The sequence below is a fragment of the Prosthecobacter vanneervenii genome (assembly GCF_014203095.1).
GTDB classification, from domain to species: domain Bacteria; phylum Verrucomicrobiota; class Verrucomicrobiia; order Verrucomicrobiales; family Verrucomicrobiaceae; genus Prosthecobacter; species Prosthecobacter vanneervenii.
On sequence record NZ_JACHIG010000001.1, the window covers coordinates 786,070 to 803,474 of the forward strand.

A 17,405-nucleotide genomic window follows, 5' to 3' on the forward strand; every position below is an offset into this window, starting at 1 on the left:
TCTTAAAGCATGAAATCACCCGGGCTCATTTTCGCACTGATCACGCTGTGGTGCGGTTCCATGCAGGCGGCCGACCGGCCAAACGTACTGCTGATTCTGGCGGATGATCTGGGGTATGGGGACGTGCGTTGCTACAACGAGCAGTCCAAGGTGCCCACGCCCAACATCGACAAGCTGGCACGTGATGGCATGCGCTTCACAGACGCCCACAGTCCTGCCACCGTATGCACGCCTTCGCGCTACAGTCTCATGACGGGACAGATGGCCTTTCGTGTGCCGAATGGCGGCACGGTGTTTCAAGGTGCAGGCGGCCCCAGCCTGATCGCGCCTGGCAGGCTCACACTGCCAGCCATGCTGAAAAAACAGGGCTACGCCACCGCCGCCGTTGGCAAGTGGCATGTGGGCCTGACTTTCCGAGATTCATTGGGCGAGGCCATTCACAAAGGAGCCAAGGAGGAGATAAAGCGCATCGACTTCACTCGTCGTATCGAGGGCGGCCCGCTGGATCATGGCTTTGAGTGTTTCTTTGGCACGGCCTGCTGCCCCACGACGGACTGGCTGTATGCGTTCATCGACGGCGACCATATCCCCGTGCCGCCGCAGGGTCCGCTGGACAGGTCAAAGCTGCCCAAGCATCCGTATGCCAATGACTGCCGCGCAGGAGTTATCGCGCCAGACTTCCCGATGGAGGAAGTGGACCTGCTCTTTCTGAAAAAGAGCCGGGAGTTCATGCAGGAACATGTGAACCGCGCACCGAAAAAGCCCTTCTTTCTCTTTCATGCCACGCAGGCCGTGCATCTGCCATCCTTTGCAGCGCCTGAGTTTCAAAACAAAACAAAGGCTGGGCCGCATGGCGATTTCATAGCAGAGCTGGATCACATCGTGGGCGAACTGCTGAAGGAGCTGGAAAAACTTGGCATCGCTGACAAGACGCTGGTGCTTTTATCCAGCGACAATGGGCCGGAAACCACCAGTGTAGCGCACATGCGGGCAGATTATGCACATGATGGTGCACGCCCCTGGCGTGGCATGAAGCGGGACGCCTGGGAGGGCGGGCACCGCGTGCCGCTCATCGTTCGCTGGCCAGGCCATGTGAAGGGAGGCAGCACGAGCGATCAGATCGTCTGCCTGACCGATGTGATGGCCACACTTGCAGCCATCACAGGTGCGGAGCTGCCGCCAAATGCCGCGGAGGACAGCTTCAATCTCCAACCTGTGCTGGAAAGCAAAGCCACGGCAGCTGTGCGCCCGTATCTGCTCATGCAGGCTTTTGCTGGAGCGCGCACGCTTTCCATCCGTCGAGGAAACTGGAAGTACATCGACCATCGCGGCTCAGGAGGAAACAATTACGCCAGTTTTGAACTGAAACGCTACAAGCTGACGGAATCGGCCCCCGAGGCGGAAGGCCAGCTCTATGATCTGGCGAATGATCCCGGTGAGACCAACAATCTCTATCTCAAACGGCCCGAAATCGTCGCAGAGCTGAAAGCCCTGCTGGAGCAGTCCAAGCGCGAAGGCCGCAGCACCAGCCCACCGCCGCCATGAGCGCCGTTTCCATTTTCAATGACGTCATCGGTCCCGTGATGCGCGGGCCGTCCAGCTCGCACTGCGCGGCAGCACTGCGCATCGGCAGGCTGGCGCGGGATCTGATGGAAGGAGACATCGCAGAAGTGCTGGTGGAGTTTGACCGCAGCGGCTCGCTGCCCACCACGCACGAGAGCCAGGGCAGCGACATGGGGCTCTTTGGCGGGCTTCTAGGCTGGGACGCGGATGACGAACGGCTGCCGGACTCCGCGCAGGAGTTGGCAGCAGCAGGCATCGCGCTGCACATTGAGACCGTGGATGTGGGAGACCCGCATCCGAACACCTACCGCCTCACGCTGCGCAATGCGCATGAGGCGCACTCGCTGATCGCCATCTCCACCGGCGGAGGAATGATCGAGGTGCTCAGCATTGATGGCATGGCGATGTCCATGGACGGTGGCTATCATGAGACGCTGATCTGGCTGCCGAAGACCGCACAGGCAGAATTTGAGGCAGACGAGGTGCTGCGTCACGATGCAGGTGATCTACAGGTTCTTCAGGTCAAGGGCTCGTCATTTATGAGCACCTCACATCTTCCGGCCATTGCCGTCAAACGCCTCTCCCCGGTGCTGCCAGTGCCTTCGCACAAAGAGATGCGCATACCCTTCACCAGTTGCGCGGAGATGCTGGTGCAGGATGGCGCACGGCATACACCGCTGTGGCAACTCGCGGTGGCGTATGAAATGGCACGCGGAAATTTCACCGAGCGTGAAGTCATCGACAAGATGATCGCGATTGTGCGCATCCTGCGGAAGTCGATCGCCAGCGGCATTGCAGGCACACATTACGAAGATCGAGTGCTGGGGCATCAGAGCGGGCGCTTTAATGAGCTGATGCAGGCAGGGAAGCTGTTGGACGGCGGCGCACTGAACCGCATCGTGCTGTATGTCACGGCACTGATGGAGGTGAAGAGCTCCGTGGGTGTCATCGTGGCCGCACCCACGGCAGGTGCCTGTGCGGCGCTGCCGGGAGCGGTGATCGCCATGGCAGAGGCGATGGGAAAATCCGAGGAAGAGATGGCGCAGGCGATGCTCGCCAGCGGGATCATCGGCGTCTTCATCGCCACGCGCTGGACCTTTGCCGCGGAGGTGGGCGGCTGCCAGGCGGAGGGTGGCTCTGCCGCCAGCATGGCCGCTGCGGCGCTCATCACGCTGGCAGGCGGCACTCTGGATCAGGCCATCGCGGCGGCATCTCTGGCATTTCAGAGCATGCTGGGACTGATCTGTGATCCGATAGCGAACCGTGTGGAAGCCCCCTGCCTGGGCAAGAACGTCATGGCTGCGAGCAACGCGCTCTCCTGCGCCAACATGGCTCTGGCAGACTTTGATCCGCTCATCCCGCTGGATGAGGTGATCGATGCCGCGAAGGCCGTTGCAGAAAGAATGCCCCGCGAGCACCGCTGCACGTCTTTGGGCGGACTGGCGGTGACGCCGACCTCGCTGGAAATTGAGAAGAAGCTGGCGGAGAAGAAGGCGCGCGGGTGCGGCGGCTGCGGATGTCATTGAGTGCACCCTGTGTCGCAGCGTGGAAATTGAAGCCTTTTGAAAGACGGTTGCGGCAGCAGGGTTATTCCTCTAGCCAAGACAAATCCCCCTTTTCATGGCTCAGACATCCCCCCATTTTCGTTTTGCCTCTCTCGTGCTGGGGCTGCTGACGGCGTACGCTTCCGCCGCCGAGCATCCCGGCGCCGTCATTTACAAAAAGATGTGCAAGGAGTGCCACGGTGCCAAAGGCGAGGGCGTCAAAGACAAGTATGACGATCCCCTCACAGGCGATCTGACTCTGGAGGCTCTGGCGCGAAAGATCGAGCGCACCATGCCCGAGGACAAGGAAGGCACCTGTGTGGGCGATGACGCCAAAAATGTCGCCTCCTACATCTACGAGTCCTTCTATTCCGCCGCCGCGCAGGCACGCAGCCATCCGCCGGAGCAGGACCTGAGCCGCCTGACCATCGCGCAGTACCGGGCGTCGGTGATGGACATCATCGGCCGCTTCCGCATGGGGCCGGGGTTTGACCGCCCGCTGAAAGACGAGGCCGGGCTGAAGGGCACCTACCGGGGCGTGGAGCTGCCCAAGCCCGGAGAGAAGGCCGTGGACACCACGCCCAAGCAGGGCATCAAGGCCAAGCGCCCAAACTACAAGCTGGACCGTGTGGATGCACAGGTGGCCTTCCACTTTGGTGCGGACAGCCCGGACAAGGAGAAGATGGAGGCCGAGCAGTTTCAGGACTCCTGGACCGGCAGCGTGGTGGCGCAGGAGACGGGCGTGTATGAGTTCATGATCAAGACCGAAAACGGCGCGCGGCTGTGGATCAATGACATGAGCGAAAACGACGCTCTGATCGACGCCTGGGTGAGCGCTGGGCCGAAGGTGCGAGAGGAAAAGAAGAGCCTCTACCTGCTAGGCGGGCGCGCCTATGCGCTGCGGCTGGACCATTTCAAATTCAAGGAGCAGTCCGCCTCCATCGAGCTGTGGTGGAAGCCGCCGCACGGCACGGCTGAGATCATCCCGCAGCATGCGCTGCGCACCGAGCGCCCGCGTGAGCTCATGGTCGTGCGCACCAGTTTCCCAGCGGATGACCGCAGCGTGGGCTACGAGCGCGGCACCTCCATCTCCAAGGCCTGGGACCAAGCCACCACGGAGGCGGCCATCTCGGTGTCTGAGGATGTGGTAGAGAATCTCAACGAACTGGCCGGCACCAAGGACGGTGCGCCTGACCGTGCAGAGAAGCTGCGGAAATTTGCCTTCACCTTTGTGGAGGCCGCCTTCTGCCGCCCGCTGACGGAGGAGCAAAAGCAGCTCTATGTCGAGGCGCAGTTCAAGAGCGCCAAGACTCCCGAGCAGGCGGTGAAGCGCGTGGTTCTCTTCACGCTGAAGTCGCCGCAGTTTCTGTATCCAGAACTGCGCGAAGCGGACAAGCCGGATGACTATGCCTTTGCCTCCCGTCTGGCGCTGACGCTTTGGGATTCCATCCCTGACAAGAAGCTGATCCAGGCCGCAGCTGCTGGCAAGCTGCGCACCCCGGAGCAGATTCGCGCCGAGGCGCAGCGCATGCTGACCGATCCGCGCACCAAGGCAAAACTGCACGGCTTCTTCCATCAGTGGCTGGAACTGGAGCGCGCCGAAGGGAATATCAAGGACATGAAACTCTTCCCAGGCTTTGACGAGAGCGTGCTGGCAGATCTGCGCGAGTCCCTCTTTGAATTCCTGGACCAGGTGGTGTGGAGCCCGCAGTCTGACTACCGCCAGCTGCTGCAGGCGGACTACCTGCTGCTGAATGACCGCCTGGGAAAATTCTACGGCAAGCCCGTTCAGGGCGGCAGCTTCCAGCAGGTGTCGTTTGATCCCAAGCAGCGCGCCGGAGTGGTCACGCACCCCTACCTGCTGGCCTCCCTGGCCACCAGCCGCGCCACCTCGCCGATCCATCGCGGTGTCTTCCTCACACGCAACATCGTGGGCCTCTCCCTGCGCCCGCCGCCCAAGGCGGTGACCTTTGATGAGAGCCACTTCAATCCGAAGCTGACCATGCGCGAGAAGATCACCGAGCTGACCAAGAACAACGCCTGCATGTCCTGCCACTCCACGATCAATCCTCTGGGCTTCAGCCTGGAAAATTATGACGCGATCGGCCGCTGGCGCACACAGGATAACAACAAGCCTGTGAACGCCGTGGGCGACTTTGCCGATGACGAAGGCCGCAAGGTACACCTGACCGGCCCGCGCGACATCGTGAACTACGTGGCAGGCAGCCCCTACGGCCACCGCGCCTTCATCCGCCAGATGTTCAATCACTTCGTGAAACAGCAGCCCCTGGCCTACGGCGCGCAGACACTGGAGGACCTGCAGAAGAGCTTTGCGGCATCCAACTGCAACGTGCAGAAGCTGATCGTGGACCTCACGATGGTGGCCGTGCAAAACGGGAAGAGCTGGGAGCGTGCGGGGGAGTAGAGCCTAATAATCCTACTCGTCCTCCTACTCTTACTCGTCCTCGATCATGGCGTGAACAAACAGCAGAAGCAGGAATGAACACGCTGGACAGCAGCCGTAGGCGGGACGCGCAGCGCTATGGTCCTGGATGCGCGGGGGGGGGGGATCGAATTCGAGTAGGAGGACGAAGCAGCAGTGTCGCTTTTAGCGAAAGGCTGGGATGACTGCCCCGAAAACGAGAATGAGGAACAAGACCAAGGCCACCCACCACCAGAGTTTGCTGCCAGCGATCTCACGGGAGCCTTTGCCGCCGAACTCGCTGGCGATAAAGTCGTCGTAGTTGAACTCCTCTTCGTCGGGGAGGTCGAGGCCGTCGGTGTGGGTGTTGCCGCTCCAGCCGGATTTGGCGCAGGCACCGCATTCATCGCAGGCGGCGGCACCGCGTGGCACCCACTCGCCGCAGGCGGGGCACTGGCCGGGGGGCTTGAAGCGCGTGCTCATGGCACAGGCGCGGTGGGCTGGCGGAACAGGACCGGCACGCTGGCGGTGCAGGAGGTGGCCGCTGAGTCACGGCGGTGAAAGGCGGTGCTGTCTGCCATGCCACCGAGGTCCAGTAGTGGCGACCATCCGGCCTGACGTGCGGCATTTTCCATGGGGCCGCGGCGCAGCGGCGCGAGCATGATGAGCACCGCCGCGAGGGTCACGGCGGCTGCGAGCATTTGACTCGTGGTACGGGCGCGCTGCCGGGTCATGGTAATAAGTTAATAATTAACTTCCCCGAAATATTGTCAACCCACGAGTTTGCATGCCCTTTTTGCTTGTTTTCAGCCATTTCTCAGCCAGCGATGCGCGGTGATTTTGATCCTTACCGCAGGTTTTGGCGATGGGCATAACACCGCCGCACGCTCTGTGGCGGAGGCACTCTCCCGCCTTTGTCCCGACGAAAAAATCGAAGTGAGCGACCTCATCAGCGAGGCGCTGCCACGCCTCTCGGACGTGTGCAAAAGCCTGTACCAGTTTGCCATCACACACTGGCCCGCAGGATGGCGCATGACGTATGACCTGATGGGCCGCCCTTCGGTCACGGGACCTGACGCCCTGTGGCAGCGCGCCATGGTGAAAGCGCTGAAGCAGCGCATCGAGGCGCAGCAGCCGCGGCTCATCATCAGCACCTACCCGCTGTATGCCATCCTGCTGGAGACGCTGTCGCGGCAGCAGGCCGTGCCGCCCCTGTGCACGGTCATCACCGACTCCATCAGCGTGAATCGCGTCTGGGTCATGTCCGGCAGCAGCCTCTTCTGCGTGGCTGATGATGAGACCAAGAAGGTGGTGGCGGGCTTTGGCGTTCCGGAGAGCAAGGTGCGCGTGACAGGCTTTCCGGTGGATCTGGCCTTTACCGAGCCGCTGCCTGAGCAGCCGCCGCACGAGGGCGCGCGCATTCTCTACCTGCCATCCACCACGGGACGCCGCGTGGCTGCCACGCTGGAGGCGCTGAAGCCGCTCTTCCGCCAGGGGGCCAGGATGACGCTGCCGGTGGGCAAGCATGAGCGACGGCTCTACCATGTGATGCGCCGCTTTACCGACTCCATGCCGCCGGGGACGATGGAGATCATCGGCTGGACCAAGCGCATCCCGGAGTTTCTGCGAACACACGATGTGGTGATCTGCAAAGCGGGCGGCGCGATCCTGCACGAGGTGCTGGCGGCCAAGATCCCCGCGGTGATCGACTACGTGGTGCCCGGCCAGGAGGAGGGCAATGCGGAGATGCTGGTGAAGCACGACGGCGGTGTGGTGACCAAGAGCGCCAAGGAGACTGCTGCCGCCGTAGAAAGCATTTTGACAAATAACAATGCCGTGGGCCGCCGCATGCGCGCCAGCATGGCCAAAATCAGCATGCCGGATGCCGCCATCCGCACCGCCAAGGCTGCGCTGGCCGTGGCGGCAGCCAGCTAGAGAGCACGCATGAATGCCACCCCTGCCCTGCCCGCCCCTGTGCCGGTCGTGTGTGCCGTCATCATTCGAGGCGGGCGCATCATGCTGGCGCAGCGGCCTCCGGGCAAGAAGCTCGGCGGGCTGTGGGAGTTTCCCGGCGGCAAGGTGGAGCCCGGAGAGGCCCCCGAGGCTGCGCTGCACCGGGAACTGCAGGAGGAGCTGGGCTGCAGCGTGCGCATCACGCAGGCGCTGGCGCCTTTTGTGCATGCGTACGACTGGGGCAGCATCAAGCTGATCCCCTTTGTGTGCGAGCTGGCAAAAGGCAGCACCGAGCCGCATCCGCATGAGCATACCGCGCTGGTGTGGGTGGAGCACGAGGAACTGCTACGCTATGATCTGGCCCCGGCGGATGTGCCGGTGGTGGAGATGCTGGACTAGGAAGCGCTACTGCACCGGCAGTGGCCTGCCCCACGCGCCGCGATGCGCCGCACGGGCTTCGCGTTCCAGCACACGCAGGTGGTTTTCAAAGTCGTTTTCGCGGCGGCCGTCGGGCAGCCAGGTGCCTTTGGTGTGGATGCGGCAAAGGCCGGCCTTCACCAGCTTTTCGGAGAGCTCTTCGCCGTCATCAAAGAAGATCAGCGCATACGAGCGCGCGCTGTCATACACGCGTTCCCAACGAGTCTGGATGGTGAGGTGCTCCTCCCGCAGCAGCTTCTCGGTGAAGACCTTGGCCTCGCGCCCCACATCCACGGTCTGCGGGATGCTCAGCCCGCCGAAGTAGGCGGCCTGATCCTGAATGCGGTTTTTCACCAGCGGATAGAGACGCTTCTCCGGGCAGTCGGCAAAGTAGAGGCGCAGCACGTTTTCGCCGCCGTCATGGGCGATCTTGAAGCTGTCGCCGTCATTGTTGGCGTCTTCCACGAGGCGCGGATGGCCTAGGGTGACAAAGAGGCTGCCCTTCTCCGGCCTGGGCGGCGTGGCGGGTTTGACGCGGGTCTTGTCCCAGAGCTGCAGCAGCGCGAGGGCCGCGCAGCACAGCCACCAGAGAAAACGCGATCTGCCTGTGCGCGGGCGCCGTCTCATGTGCCGCGCTTGTTGCCAAAGAGGTCGATGTGCAGGCGTGGGGAGTAGCGCCAGCCGGTGCGCTTGCACACGTCCACCAGCCAGGTCTGCCGCGCGCGCAGCGCCTCCTGCGTGATGCCCTCCGGCATCAACAGCACCTTCTCCGGCGGCACTGGCACGCCGATGGAGTCAACCACCGCGCGCACCTCCGCCACATCTGCCTCGGTGGCTACGACGAACTTAAGCTGGTAGTCATACGCCGTGCACCACGCGCGCAGCACCTCCGGCTGCAGGCGGGTGCGCTCGTGCTTCTCCGCCCAGGCTTTGCCGGCCTTTTCCTCGCTGGGCGTAGAGTGCGCCAGCTTGGGGCTGATGGAGGCCAGATCACAGGCCACACCCTCGGGCGCGATGGTGCCTGCGGTTTCAATGGTGATGTGCTTCCCCGCAGCGCGCAGCCGTGCCAGCAGCTCCGGCATGCCCTTGGCCACCATGGGCTCGCCGCCCGTCACGACGACGAAGCGCGTGGGCTCGCGCTGCACGATGGCCATGATCTCCTGCATGCTCATCTCGGTGCCCTCGGGCTTCCAGGAGGCGTAGGGGGTGTCGCACCAGGTGCAGCGCAGGTTGCAGCCGGAGGTCCGCACAAAGACAGAGGGCACGCCCACGAGCGAGCCCTCGCCCTGCACGGAATAAAAGGTCTCTGAGATCAGCATCAGGCCTTCCAATCCGCCGCATGCCGCGCAAATGCAAGTGCGGCGCGCTCCAGAGCCTCGTCGATGTCCGCCTGGGTGTGGGCCAGGCTGATGAACCACAGGCCGCGCTCGATGGCGCGCACGCCCTCCTCCAGCAGGCAGCGGCGCAGGTGGGCCCAGCGGGGCGCATCCTGGCGCAGCACGTAGTCGCGGTAGTTGGTCACGGGCCCCTCCTGTGCTCCGGGCTTCAGCATCATGGCATGGAAAACCAGCCCCGCGCCCTGCGGACGCAGCGGGATGTTGTTCTGCGCGGCCAGCTTGCTCAGCCCGGCCATGAGTTGCTCTCCCAGCGCGATCATGCCAGCGGGGTGCTTGTCCCCCAGCTCGATGACCTGGTCCAGGCACCACTTGGCGGCGGCGAGGCAGAGCGGATTGGCATTGAGCGTACCGGCGTGCACCACCTCTCCGCTCATGATCTTGGCAAAGAACTTCTCCTTGCCCACCAGAGCGGCAAAAGGCACGCCGCCACCGATGGCCTTGCCGAGAATGGTCAGGTCCGGGGTGAAGCCCAGGTGCTTCTGCGCGCAACCCGCGCCAAAGCGGAAGCCGGTGATGGTTTCATCGGCGATCATCACGATGCCGTTCGCATCGCAAAGTTCACGAATCGTTTCGATCATGCCGGGCACGGCGGGCATGCAGCCGGTGTTGCACAGCACGGGCTCAAAGATGATGGCGGCGATCTGGTCGTGATGCTCCGCCACGCGCTGGCGCAGGTGCTCGGGGTCATTCCAGCGGGCCACCACAAAGGTGCCCAGCACCTCGGGGATCACGCCCTTGCTGGGGTGCAGGCGGGTGGGGTTTTCCGGTGTGCCCCACTGGTCAGGCGGCGGGGCGTAGCCCACCAGGCCCTCGTCTCCCCAGCCATGGTAGTGGCCTTCAAATTTCAAAATCAGCGACCTGCCCGTGTGCGCACGTGCCAGACGCAGCGCGGAGAGCACCACCTCGGTGGCGCTGTTGTTAAACCGCACGCGCTCGGCGCCGGGGATCATCTTTTGCAGGCGCTCGGCCACGTCGATCTCCAGCTCGCTCTGCGCCGCCCAGTGCGTGCCCTTGTGCGCCTGCGCGCCGATGGCATCTGCCAGACCCGCAGGAGCATGCCCGTAGAGGATGGCCCCCTGCCCGATCTGGAAGTCGATGTACTCATTGCCATCCACGTCAAAGAGGCGCGAGCCCTGGCCGTGGTCAAAGTACAGAGGCACCGGCGCCTCCATCTTGCGGATGCCGCTGTTCACGCCACCGGCGATGCTGTGCTGCGCGCGGGCAAAGAGCTCGGCAGATTTGGGGAAGGTATAGGACATGGCCGATGAAAGGGGGTGAAAAAGATCGGCTCAGGCCAGAGCGGCGGTGTCATACACCACCACGCGCTCCCAGAAGGTCTTGCAGGTGTCCACAAAGCGTTTGTGCTGCGGGCAGTCCTTTTGGTAGAACTCGTGGTCGGCCATGTTCTTGAACTTCAGCACGATGGAGTAGCTGAAGGAGTGGTCAGTCACAGGACGCTTCTCGGTGTCAGCAGGCTTGCCGGCAAAGGCCAGCGCCAGGTAATCGATCTTGATGAGCTGCTGCAGCTCGGCTTCAAAGGTGGCGCGCTGTTCAGCAGAGAGGTCAGGCTTGAGCCAGAAATAGACGTTGTGAATCATGGAGGCGCATTGGTACGTGCACCAAACGCCTCTGCAATCAGCAAAGTCTGGTATGAGGAGGGAACCACGGCACCGCAGGCCAATAACCAAAAAAAGCGGATTTTCTGCTAACCCTTCACCCCATCCTGCGTTTAAATTAGTGAAGACAACACCACGGCCTCACCGCCGGGTCGTTTTCACCCCCGCGCAAAGGACGATGGCCCCACTGGGAACGACTTCAAAGTCCGCGTTGCACGTCACCACGAACAATGCAAACCTAGTACCCATATGAACCCCACATCCATCCTTGCTATCGGCCCCCTCGGCACGCCCGAGATGATCATCATCGGCGTCCTCATCCTCGTGCTCTTTGGCGCGAAAAAGCTCCCCACCTTTGCCCGCAGCCTGGGCAAGAGCATGGGCGAGTTTAAAAAAGCCCGCACCGAATTTGAGCAGGAGCTGCAGAATGCCCAGGAAGAGGCCGTGCAGCCGAAAATCCAGTCTCCGCAGGAGAAGCGCCAGCCGGTGGCCAACGTCGAAGATTCCTAGCCGAATCCATTCGCTGGCATGCTGCCACTCCTACCATCCACGCGGCGGGTCTTCGGACTCGCCGTTTTTTTTGCCCTGGCGGCCATCTCCCTGCCGGTGCCGCTGGGCGCGGCGGAGGAGGCCCCCAGGCAGATCACCTTTTGCAGCTACAACCTGAAAAACTGGCTGAGCCTGGAAGAAAGCGTCGGCCAGCGTCCCTACCACAAGCCCGAGGCCGAACGCGAGCGTGTGGTGCAAACGCTGGCGGCCATTCATCCGGACATCCTGGGTGTGTGCGAGATTGGCACCGCCGATGATCTGGCGGAGCTGCAGCAGCGTCTGGAAAAGGCAGGCCTGGAGCTGCCCTACACGGAGCTGGCGCACGGCGGAGACGAAACCCGCCGTCTGGCCCTGCTGTCCCGACTACCTATCAAGGCGCGCAACTCCCAAACCGCGCTGACCTACCAGATCGGTGCGCAGACGCTGCCGATGCAGCGCGGCATCCTGGATGTGACGATCTCCCTTACGCCCACCTTTGACCTGCATTTGCTGGGCGTGCACCTGAAGTCCATGCGCACTACTGAGGAGGCAGATCAGGCCCTGATGCGGCGCAATGAGGCACGCCTGCTGCGCCTGCATCTCGACACCCTCTTTGCCCAGGATCCCAAGGCCCGCATCCTGGCCTACGGCGACTTCAACTGCCAGCGCAACGACCCCGCGCTGGCGGAGGTGATGGGCGGCCTGCGCACCGCAGACACCGCCATGACCGACCTGCTGCTGCGCGATCCCGCTGGTGAAGTCTGGACGCATTTCTGGGACGAAGCAGACGTGTATTCCCGGCTGGACTACTGCCTGACCAGCCGCCTGCTGCGCCCCTTCATCGACACCCGCAGCTCCGGCATCCACGCCGAGCCCGACTTCATTAAAGCCAGCGACCACCGCCCGCTGGTGCTCAAGATCAATACGGAGCCCGTGAGGAAGGGGCGGAGGTAAGCGGGGAAGTAGTTACAGGTTTCAGGTTACAAGTTTCAAGTTGGCTTCGCCCGCAGAGGAGGTTGGGGCTATTGTCAGAAGGTGGATGCCCGTGGTGTGCTGAATGCCCCTTCGACCGGAAGCTCCCTGCGACTTGGAACTTGGTTTACTGCTTCACGATCTTGAGCACGCGATTGTTGTAGCTGTCGGTGATGTAGAGCTCGCCGGACTGGGGATGGATGGTGACGCCGTGGGGGCGGGAGAGCTGGCACTGGGTGGGATCTCCATTCAAGCCCGCGCTGCCCTGTTTGCCAGTGCCGGCAATACGCTCGATCTTGCCAGTGGCGGGCACGTAGCGGCGGACGAGATGCGCCTCGGCATCGGCGATGATGACGGTGTCGTCCTTATCCACACAGAGGTGCTTGGGGCCGTTCATGGAAGCCTCCAGCGCAGGGCCGCCGTCCCCCTCCCCGCCTTTTTTGCCGCTGGCATTCACCACTGTGCGGATATGGCCGGTCTTGTCCACCACACGCAGGGCGTTGCCACCGCGCTCTAGGATATAAATATTGCCCTGACGGTCAGGAGCCACGGCTCGGGGGTCGGAAAGCGGGGCGTCCACCGCCACGGCACCGTCTTCGGGGCGGCCTCTTTTGCCATTGCCTGCAATGACGCGGCTTTTGTGCGTGGCCAGATCCAGCTCGTGCACCTGAAGGAGGTCGGCGATGTAGAGCTTGGTGCCTTCAAAATTGAGCGTGATGCAGTAGGGTCCGTTGCCTTTCTCCTTGCCAGCCGGTGCGCGCCAGCCTTCCAGCGGGGAGACGATGCGGGCCTTCACATCCACCACACGCACGCGGCCGTTCCAGGTGTCGCCGATGAGGACTTTGTCGTCGGGCAGGATGGCGAGATTGTGCGGGCCATTGAACTGCGCGCGGATGGCCTGGCCACCATCGCCGCTGTCGCCGGGCTTCAGCTGCCCCGCCACGTGCTGGATGGTGCCGCCGCCGTCCACCTGCAGCAGGCGGTTTCCAGAAACCATCTCCACGATCCACATGTGACCACCGGCATCAAAAGCGGTGCCAAAGGGTTCCTTCAGCACGGCATCGGTGGCGGCGATGTCCACGGCGTCCTGCGTGCCGCCTCCGGCCACCAGCACAATCTGGTCTGAATAAGCGCTGAGAGGCAGGCAGAGGGCGAGTAGGCAGGTGCGAAGAGCGGTCATGGTGATGGATAATGAATACTGAATGAGCGCAGACTTTTTTCCAAACGATTTGCCTCTGAGACTGAGTCTATTTACAGAATTTTTTCTCAGTCGGCACACCTGATGCTTTGTGGTTTTGGATGCTCTCTCCCATCCAAGAGTACATCGAACTGCTGCATTCTCGTTACGCCTCCAGCATGGAGGGCCAGGTTGCCGACTATATCCCTGAACTCTCCAAGGCCGACCCTCGATGGTTTGGCATCTGCATCGCCACTCGGGACGGCCATGTGTATGAAGTGGGAGACACCCGGCAGAGCTTCACCATCCAGTCCATCTCCAAGGCGCTGGTATACGGCCTGGCGCTGGAGGATCGGGGGGAGGAGCACGTGCTCTCCCGCGTGGGCGTGGAGCCCTCGGGCGAAGCTTTCAACGCCATCAGCCTCAAGGAAGGCAGCGGTGCGCCCTTCAATCCGATGATCAATGCGGGTGCGATCGCCACGGCGGGGCAGGTTTTGAAAAAGGACGGCAAGAGCCGGATCGACCGCGTGGTGGAGTATCTCAGCGGCTTTGCGGGGCGGGATCTGGAGATCAACCAGTCAGTGTATCAAAGCGAAAGCGAAACCGGCCACCGCAACCGCGCCATCGGCTGGCTGCTGCGGAATTTCGGCATCCTGGACGAGGACCCGAATGAAACGCTGGAGACTTACTTTCAGCAGTGTTCCGTGGAAGTGACCTGCCGTGACCTGGCGCTGATGGGCGCGACGATTGCCAACCAAGGAATCCAGCCCGTGACGCGCAAGCGCGCCATCGCCTCTGAGTATGTGGACAATGTGCTGGGCGTGATGGCCACCTGCGGCATGTATGACTGGTCTGGCGAGTGGATCTACCGCGTGGGCCTGCCAGCCAAGAGCGGCGTGGGAGGAGGCATCCTGGCCGTACTGCCCGGGCAGCTGGGCATCGGCATTTTCTCTCCTCCTCTGGACAAACAGGGCAACAGCGACCGCGGCATCAAAGTATGCATGGATCTCTCCCGCGAGCTGGCGCTGCACATGATGAATCCGGCCGCCACACCGCGCACGGCGGTGCGTCTGGAGTACCACGGCGGCGAGGTGGTTTCCCGCCGCCGCCTGCCCCCGCAGGCGCGTGAGGTGCTGCGCGCCAATGGCACGCTGATCAAGATCATGGAGCTGCAGGGCGGGCTGACCTTCACCACCATCGAGCCTGTCGTGAGAAATGCCTGCGATCACGCGCATGAGTGCAAGCACGTCATCTTTGATCTGCGCGCGGTGGTCTATGCCAATTCCGTGAGCCTGATTCTGCTGGCGAATCTGGGCACGAGGCTGGCCTCGCAGGGGGTGCGGGTGATCTTCTGCCAGCCGGGCAGGCTGCTGGCAGCCCTGCGTACGGTAGGCATTTCGGACAAGGACGTCTTTACCACGATGGATGCGGCTCTGGAGGAATGTGAAGACCAGTTGCTGCTGGAGGTGACGGGTGTTTCGTGGCGTCCGCATGCCCCCTTAAAGCTGAAATCTTGCACTCTGTTCCGCCATTGCTCGGAAGAGGAGCTCGCCTTCTTGGAGCAGGAGCTGCCCCGCCGGCAGTACGGCAAGGACCAGGTGATGATCAGCACAGGGGAGATAGCGACCGAGATGTTTGTCATGGTGGGGGGCACGGTGGAGGTGCAGCTGCGCACCTCGGAAGATATGCGGAAGAGGATTGACGTGCTGACCGCCGGGATGACGGTGGGGGAAATGGCTTTCCTGGATGGCTCGGCACGCTCGGCGGACGTGGTGGTGATGGAGCCGGTGGAGTGCGTGGTTCTTTCCAAAGAGTGGTTTGACGGGCTAAACGAGCGCAATCCTGCGCTGAAGATCAAGCTGCTGCAGGAAATGACCCACGAGATCGCCTCACGCCTGAGACAGGCCAATATGGCCATCTCGGCTTTCCATCGGTCGTAAGCGGGCTGGACGGCAGCGTGAATTGAAGCACCGGGGGGGATCGACGCGCAATTTTCCCTGCCATTCCTCGTATTGGACATCCCCCAAAGCTTATGCTATCGCCACGCCCCATGTTTTCTCCCCGTCCCATCCTGTCTGTACTGGCCCTGGCTCCCGCGCTGCTGAGCGCTGCGGAGAAGGTTGATTTCAACAAGCAGATCAAGCCCCTTCTCGAAGGTGCCTGCACGCACTGCCATGGCGAAAAAGAAGACAAAGGCGACTTCCGCATGCACACGCTGGAAGACATCAAGAAGGGCAACGAAAACGGCCCGGGCCTGACCCCGGGCGACCTGAAAAAGAGCGCGATCTACACCACGCTGCTGCTGGGCCAGGACGAAGACATGGCCATGCCGCCCAAGAAGGAAGGCGCGCTGGAAAAGTCCCAGATCGAAGTGATCAAAACCTGGATCGAGCAGGGTGCCGAGTGGCCCGCAGGTGTGGTGCTGGAGCAGGCTCCGCGCATCAAGTTTGAAAAACACATCCAGCCCATCCTGGAGCAGAACTGCGTCTCGTGCCACAACCCCGAAAAGGCCAAGGGCGACTGGATCATCACGACGAAGAAGGAAGCCTTCAGCTCCGGTGAAAATGCGCCGAACATCACGCCCTTTGATCTCAAGAGCCCCATCTACCACCTGACCACCCTGGCTGCAGATGAAGATGATCTCATGCCGCCAAAGAAGAGCGGCGGCCCGCTGAGCAAGGAAGACATCAACTATCTCAAGCTCTGGATCCAGCAGGGCGCGCCCTGGCCGGATGACGTGAAGCTGACGGCCAAGGAGAAGAAAGGCCCGGCCACCAACAACCCGGACAACATGGAACTGGTGAAGAAGATCCACGCCTTCATCGTGCAGACCTCCAAGGAGAAGAAGGAAGCCGACATGAAGGCCTACGATGCCAAGGTGCCCAAGACTGGCGCGCCTTACAGCATGGTGGTCATCAAGAGCGGTGAGTTCACCATGGGCAGCCCTGACAGCGAAGAAGGCCGTGGCGAAGACGAAGGCCCGCAGGTGAAAAAGACCATCAAGCCCTTCTGGATGGGCAAATACGAGATCACCTGGGACGAATACGAGCCCTATCAGCTGACCAGCATCGGCCGCAATAAAGACGGCTCCCGCCAGGTTTGGAAACCCACCGACAAGCCGGAAGACCTGATCTCCCAGCCAACACCGCCCTACCAGCCGATGGACTTCGGCATGGGCCGCGAGCGCTTCCCGGCCATCTGCATGACGCAGCACGCTGCCAACAAATACTGCCAGTGGCTCAGCGCCCAGACCGGCCATTTCTACCGCCTGCCCACCGAGGCTGAATGGGAGTACGCCGCCCGCGCCGGAACCAAGACGGCTTACTTCTTTGGCAACGACAAGTCCCAGCTGAAGGAATACGCCTGGTACTTCGACAATGCCCCCAACTTCCAGTACGCCAAGGTGGGCCAGAAGAAGCCCAACCCCTGGGGCCTGCACGACATCTACGGCAACGTCTGCGAATGGTGCCTGGACCAGTACACCCCCGCCATGCCTGGTGCCTCCGTGCTGGGCAATGACTGGATTCGCTCCAAGACCCCATACCCACACGTGGCCCGCGGCGGCACCTACGATGACGATGCCGAACTGCTGCGCAGCTCCGCCCGCAAGGCCTCTGATCCTCTCTGGAAGCAGCAGGACCCTCAGCTGCCGAAGAGCATCTGGTACCTCACGGATGCCACCTGGCTGGGCTTCCGCATCGTGCGCCCGCTGGAAATCCCCACGGTTGAAGAAATGTTCGCCGCCTGGAACAACGGCGTGGCGAAGGAATAGCCGCATGAGTTTCCACTGAATGCCATCACAGGCCGCTGCACCCC

Annotated in this window: 16 protein-coding genes; 9 read left to right on the top strand and 7 right to left on the bottom strand. The window is 62.3% G+C overall.

What is annotated here, in order from left to right:
• Positions 1–9: 9 nt before the first annotated feature.
• From HNQ65_RS02985 to HNQ65_RS02995, 3 genes are all read left to right on the top strand, one after another.
• Entirely contained in the window at positions 10–1,545 is a 1,536-nt protein-coding gene (locus HNQ65_RS02985) for a sulfatase family protein (RefSeq protein ID WP_184337980.1), read from the top strand.
• Entirely contained in the window at positions 1,542–3,089 is a 1,548-nt protein-coding gene (locus HNQ65_RS02990) for an L-serine ammonia-lyase, iron-sulfur-dependent, subunit alpha (protein ID WP_184337981.1), read from the top strand. Before HNQ65_RS02985 ends, HNQ65_RS02990 begins: the two co-directional genes overlap by 4 nt.
• Positions 3,090–3,183: 94 nt before the next feature.
• Entirely contained in the window at positions 3,184–5,532 is a 2,349-nt protein-coding gene (locus HNQ65_RS02995; RefSeq protein WP_184337982.1) for a DUF1592 domain-containing protein, read from the top strand.
• A 183-nt stretch (positions 5,533–5,715) separates the two neighbouring features.
• Here the strand turns inward: HNQ65_RS02995 and HNQ65_RS03000 are convergent, their stop codons facing one another.
• Both HNQ65_RS03000 and HNQ65_RS03005 read right to left on the bottom strand, forming a co-directional pair.
• Positions 5,716–6,012 (bottom strand): hypothetical protein, encoded by a 297-nt coding sequence (locus tag HNQ65_RS03000; protein ID WP_184337983.1) that lies wholly within the window; start codon positions 6,010–6,012, stop codon positions 5,716–5,718.
• On the bottom strand, positions 6,009–6,263 hold the full coding sequence (locus HNQ65_RS03005; RefSeq protein ID WP_184337984.1) for a hypothetical protein: 255 nt from the start codon (positions 6,261–6,263) through the stop codon (positions 6,009–6,011). The genes HNQ65_RS03000 and HNQ65_RS03005 overlap by 4 nt, the downstream gene beginning before the upstream one ends.
• 100 nt (positions 6,264–6,363) lie before the next feature.
• Between HNQ65_RS03005 and HNQ65_RS03010 the strand changes: the two genes are divergently transcribed.
• Positions 6,364–7,464, top strand: coding sequence for an MGDG synthase family glycosyltransferase (locus HNQ65_RS03010; protein WP_184337985.1), 1,101 nt, complete (start codon positions 6,364–6,366; stop codon positions 7,462–7,464).
• A 9-nt stretch (positions 7,465–7,473) separates the two neighbouring features.
• Positions 7,474–7,881: a (deoxy)nucleoside triphosphate pyrophosphohydrolase gene (locus HNQ65_RS03015; RefSeq protein ID WP_184337986.1), complete on the top strand. Its 408-nt coding sequence runs from the start codon at positions 7,474–7,476 to the stop codon at positions 7,879–7,881.
• Between the two features lie 6 nt (positions 7,882–7,887).
• On the opposite strand, the gene HNQ65_RS03020 is transcribed toward HNQ65_RS03015, so the two are convergent.
• The 4 genes from HNQ65_RS03020 to HNQ65_RS03035 are packed head-to-tail and all read right to left on the bottom strand — an operon-like array spanning position 7,888 to position 10,894.
• Positions 7,888–8,526 (bottom strand): thermonuclease family protein, encoded by a 639-nt coding sequence (locus HNQ65_RS03020; RefSeq protein ID WP_184337987.1) that lies wholly within the window; start codon positions 8,524–8,526, stop codon positions 7,888–7,890.
• Complete coding sequence (locus tag HNQ65_RS03025) at positions 8,523–9,218, bottom strand: 7-carboxy-7-deazaguanine synthase QueE (protein WP_184337988.1); 696 nt, start codon at positions 9,216–9,218, stop codon at positions 8,523–8,525. Before HNQ65_RS03025 ends, HNQ65_RS03020 begins: the two co-directional genes overlap by 4 nt.
• Complete coding sequence (locus HNQ65_RS03030; RefSeq protein ID WP_184337989.1) at positions 9,218–10,555, bottom strand: aspartate aminotransferase family protein; 1,338 nt, start codon at positions 10,553–10,555, stop codon at positions 9,218–9,220. Before HNQ65_RS03030 ends, HNQ65_RS03025 begins: the two co-directional genes overlap by 1 nt.
• Before the next feature lie 30 nt (positions 10,556–10,585).
• The gene (locus tag HNQ65_RS03035) at positions 10,586–10,894 is read right to left on the bottom strand and encodes a Dabb family protein (protein ID WP_184337990.1); all 309 of its coding nucleotides are present in this window, start codon (positions 10,892–10,894) and stop codon (positions 10,586–10,588) included.
• A gap of 267 nt (positions 10,895–11,161) precedes the next feature.
• Here HNQ65_RS03035 and HNQ65_RS03040 point away from each other — a divergent pair, with 267 nt between their 5' ends.
• Together HNQ65_RS03040 and HNQ65_RS03045 are read left to right on the top strand one after the other, a co-directional pair.
• Positions 11,162–11,422, top strand: coding sequence for a Sec-independent protein translocase subunit TatA/TatB (locus HNQ65_RS03040; protein WP_184337991.1), 261 nt, complete (start codon positions 11,162–11,164; stop codon positions 11,420–11,422).
• An 18-nt stretch (positions 11,423–11,440) separates the two neighbouring features.
• The gene (locus HNQ65_RS03045) at positions 11,441–12,394 is read left to right on the top strand and encodes an endonuclease/exonuclease/phosphatase family protein (protein WP_184337992.1); all 954 of its coding nucleotides are present in this window, start codon (positions 11,441–11,443) and stop codon (positions 12,392–12,394) included.
• A 145-nt stretch (positions 12,395–12,539) separates the two neighbouring features.
• On the opposite strand, the gene HNQ65_RS03050 is transcribed toward HNQ65_RS03045, so the two are convergent.
• Positions 12,540–13,592, bottom strand: a complete 1,053-nt coding sequence (locus HNQ65_RS03050; protein ID WP_184337993.1) for an NHL domain-containing protein — start codon at positions 13,590–13,592, stop codon at positions 12,540–12,542.
• A gap of 119 nt (positions 13,593–13,711) precedes the next feature.
• Between HNQ65_RS03050 and glsA the strand changes: the two genes are divergently transcribed.
• Together glsA and HNQ65_RS03060 are read left to right on the top strand one after the other, a co-directional pair.
• A complete protein-coding gene (gene glsA / locus HNQ65_RS03055) occupies positions 13,712–15,529 on the top strand; it encodes a glutaminase A (protein ID WP_184337994.1) in 1,818 nt (605 codons plus the stop codon).
• 110 nt (positions 15,530–15,639) lie between these two features.
• A complete protein-coding gene (locus tag HNQ65_RS03060; RefSeq protein ID WP_184337995.1) occupies positions 15,640–17,361 on the top strand; it encodes an SUMF1/EgtB/PvdO family nonheme iron enzyme in 1,722 nt (573 codons plus the stop codon).
• Positions 17,362–17,405: the final 44 nt, after the last annotated feature.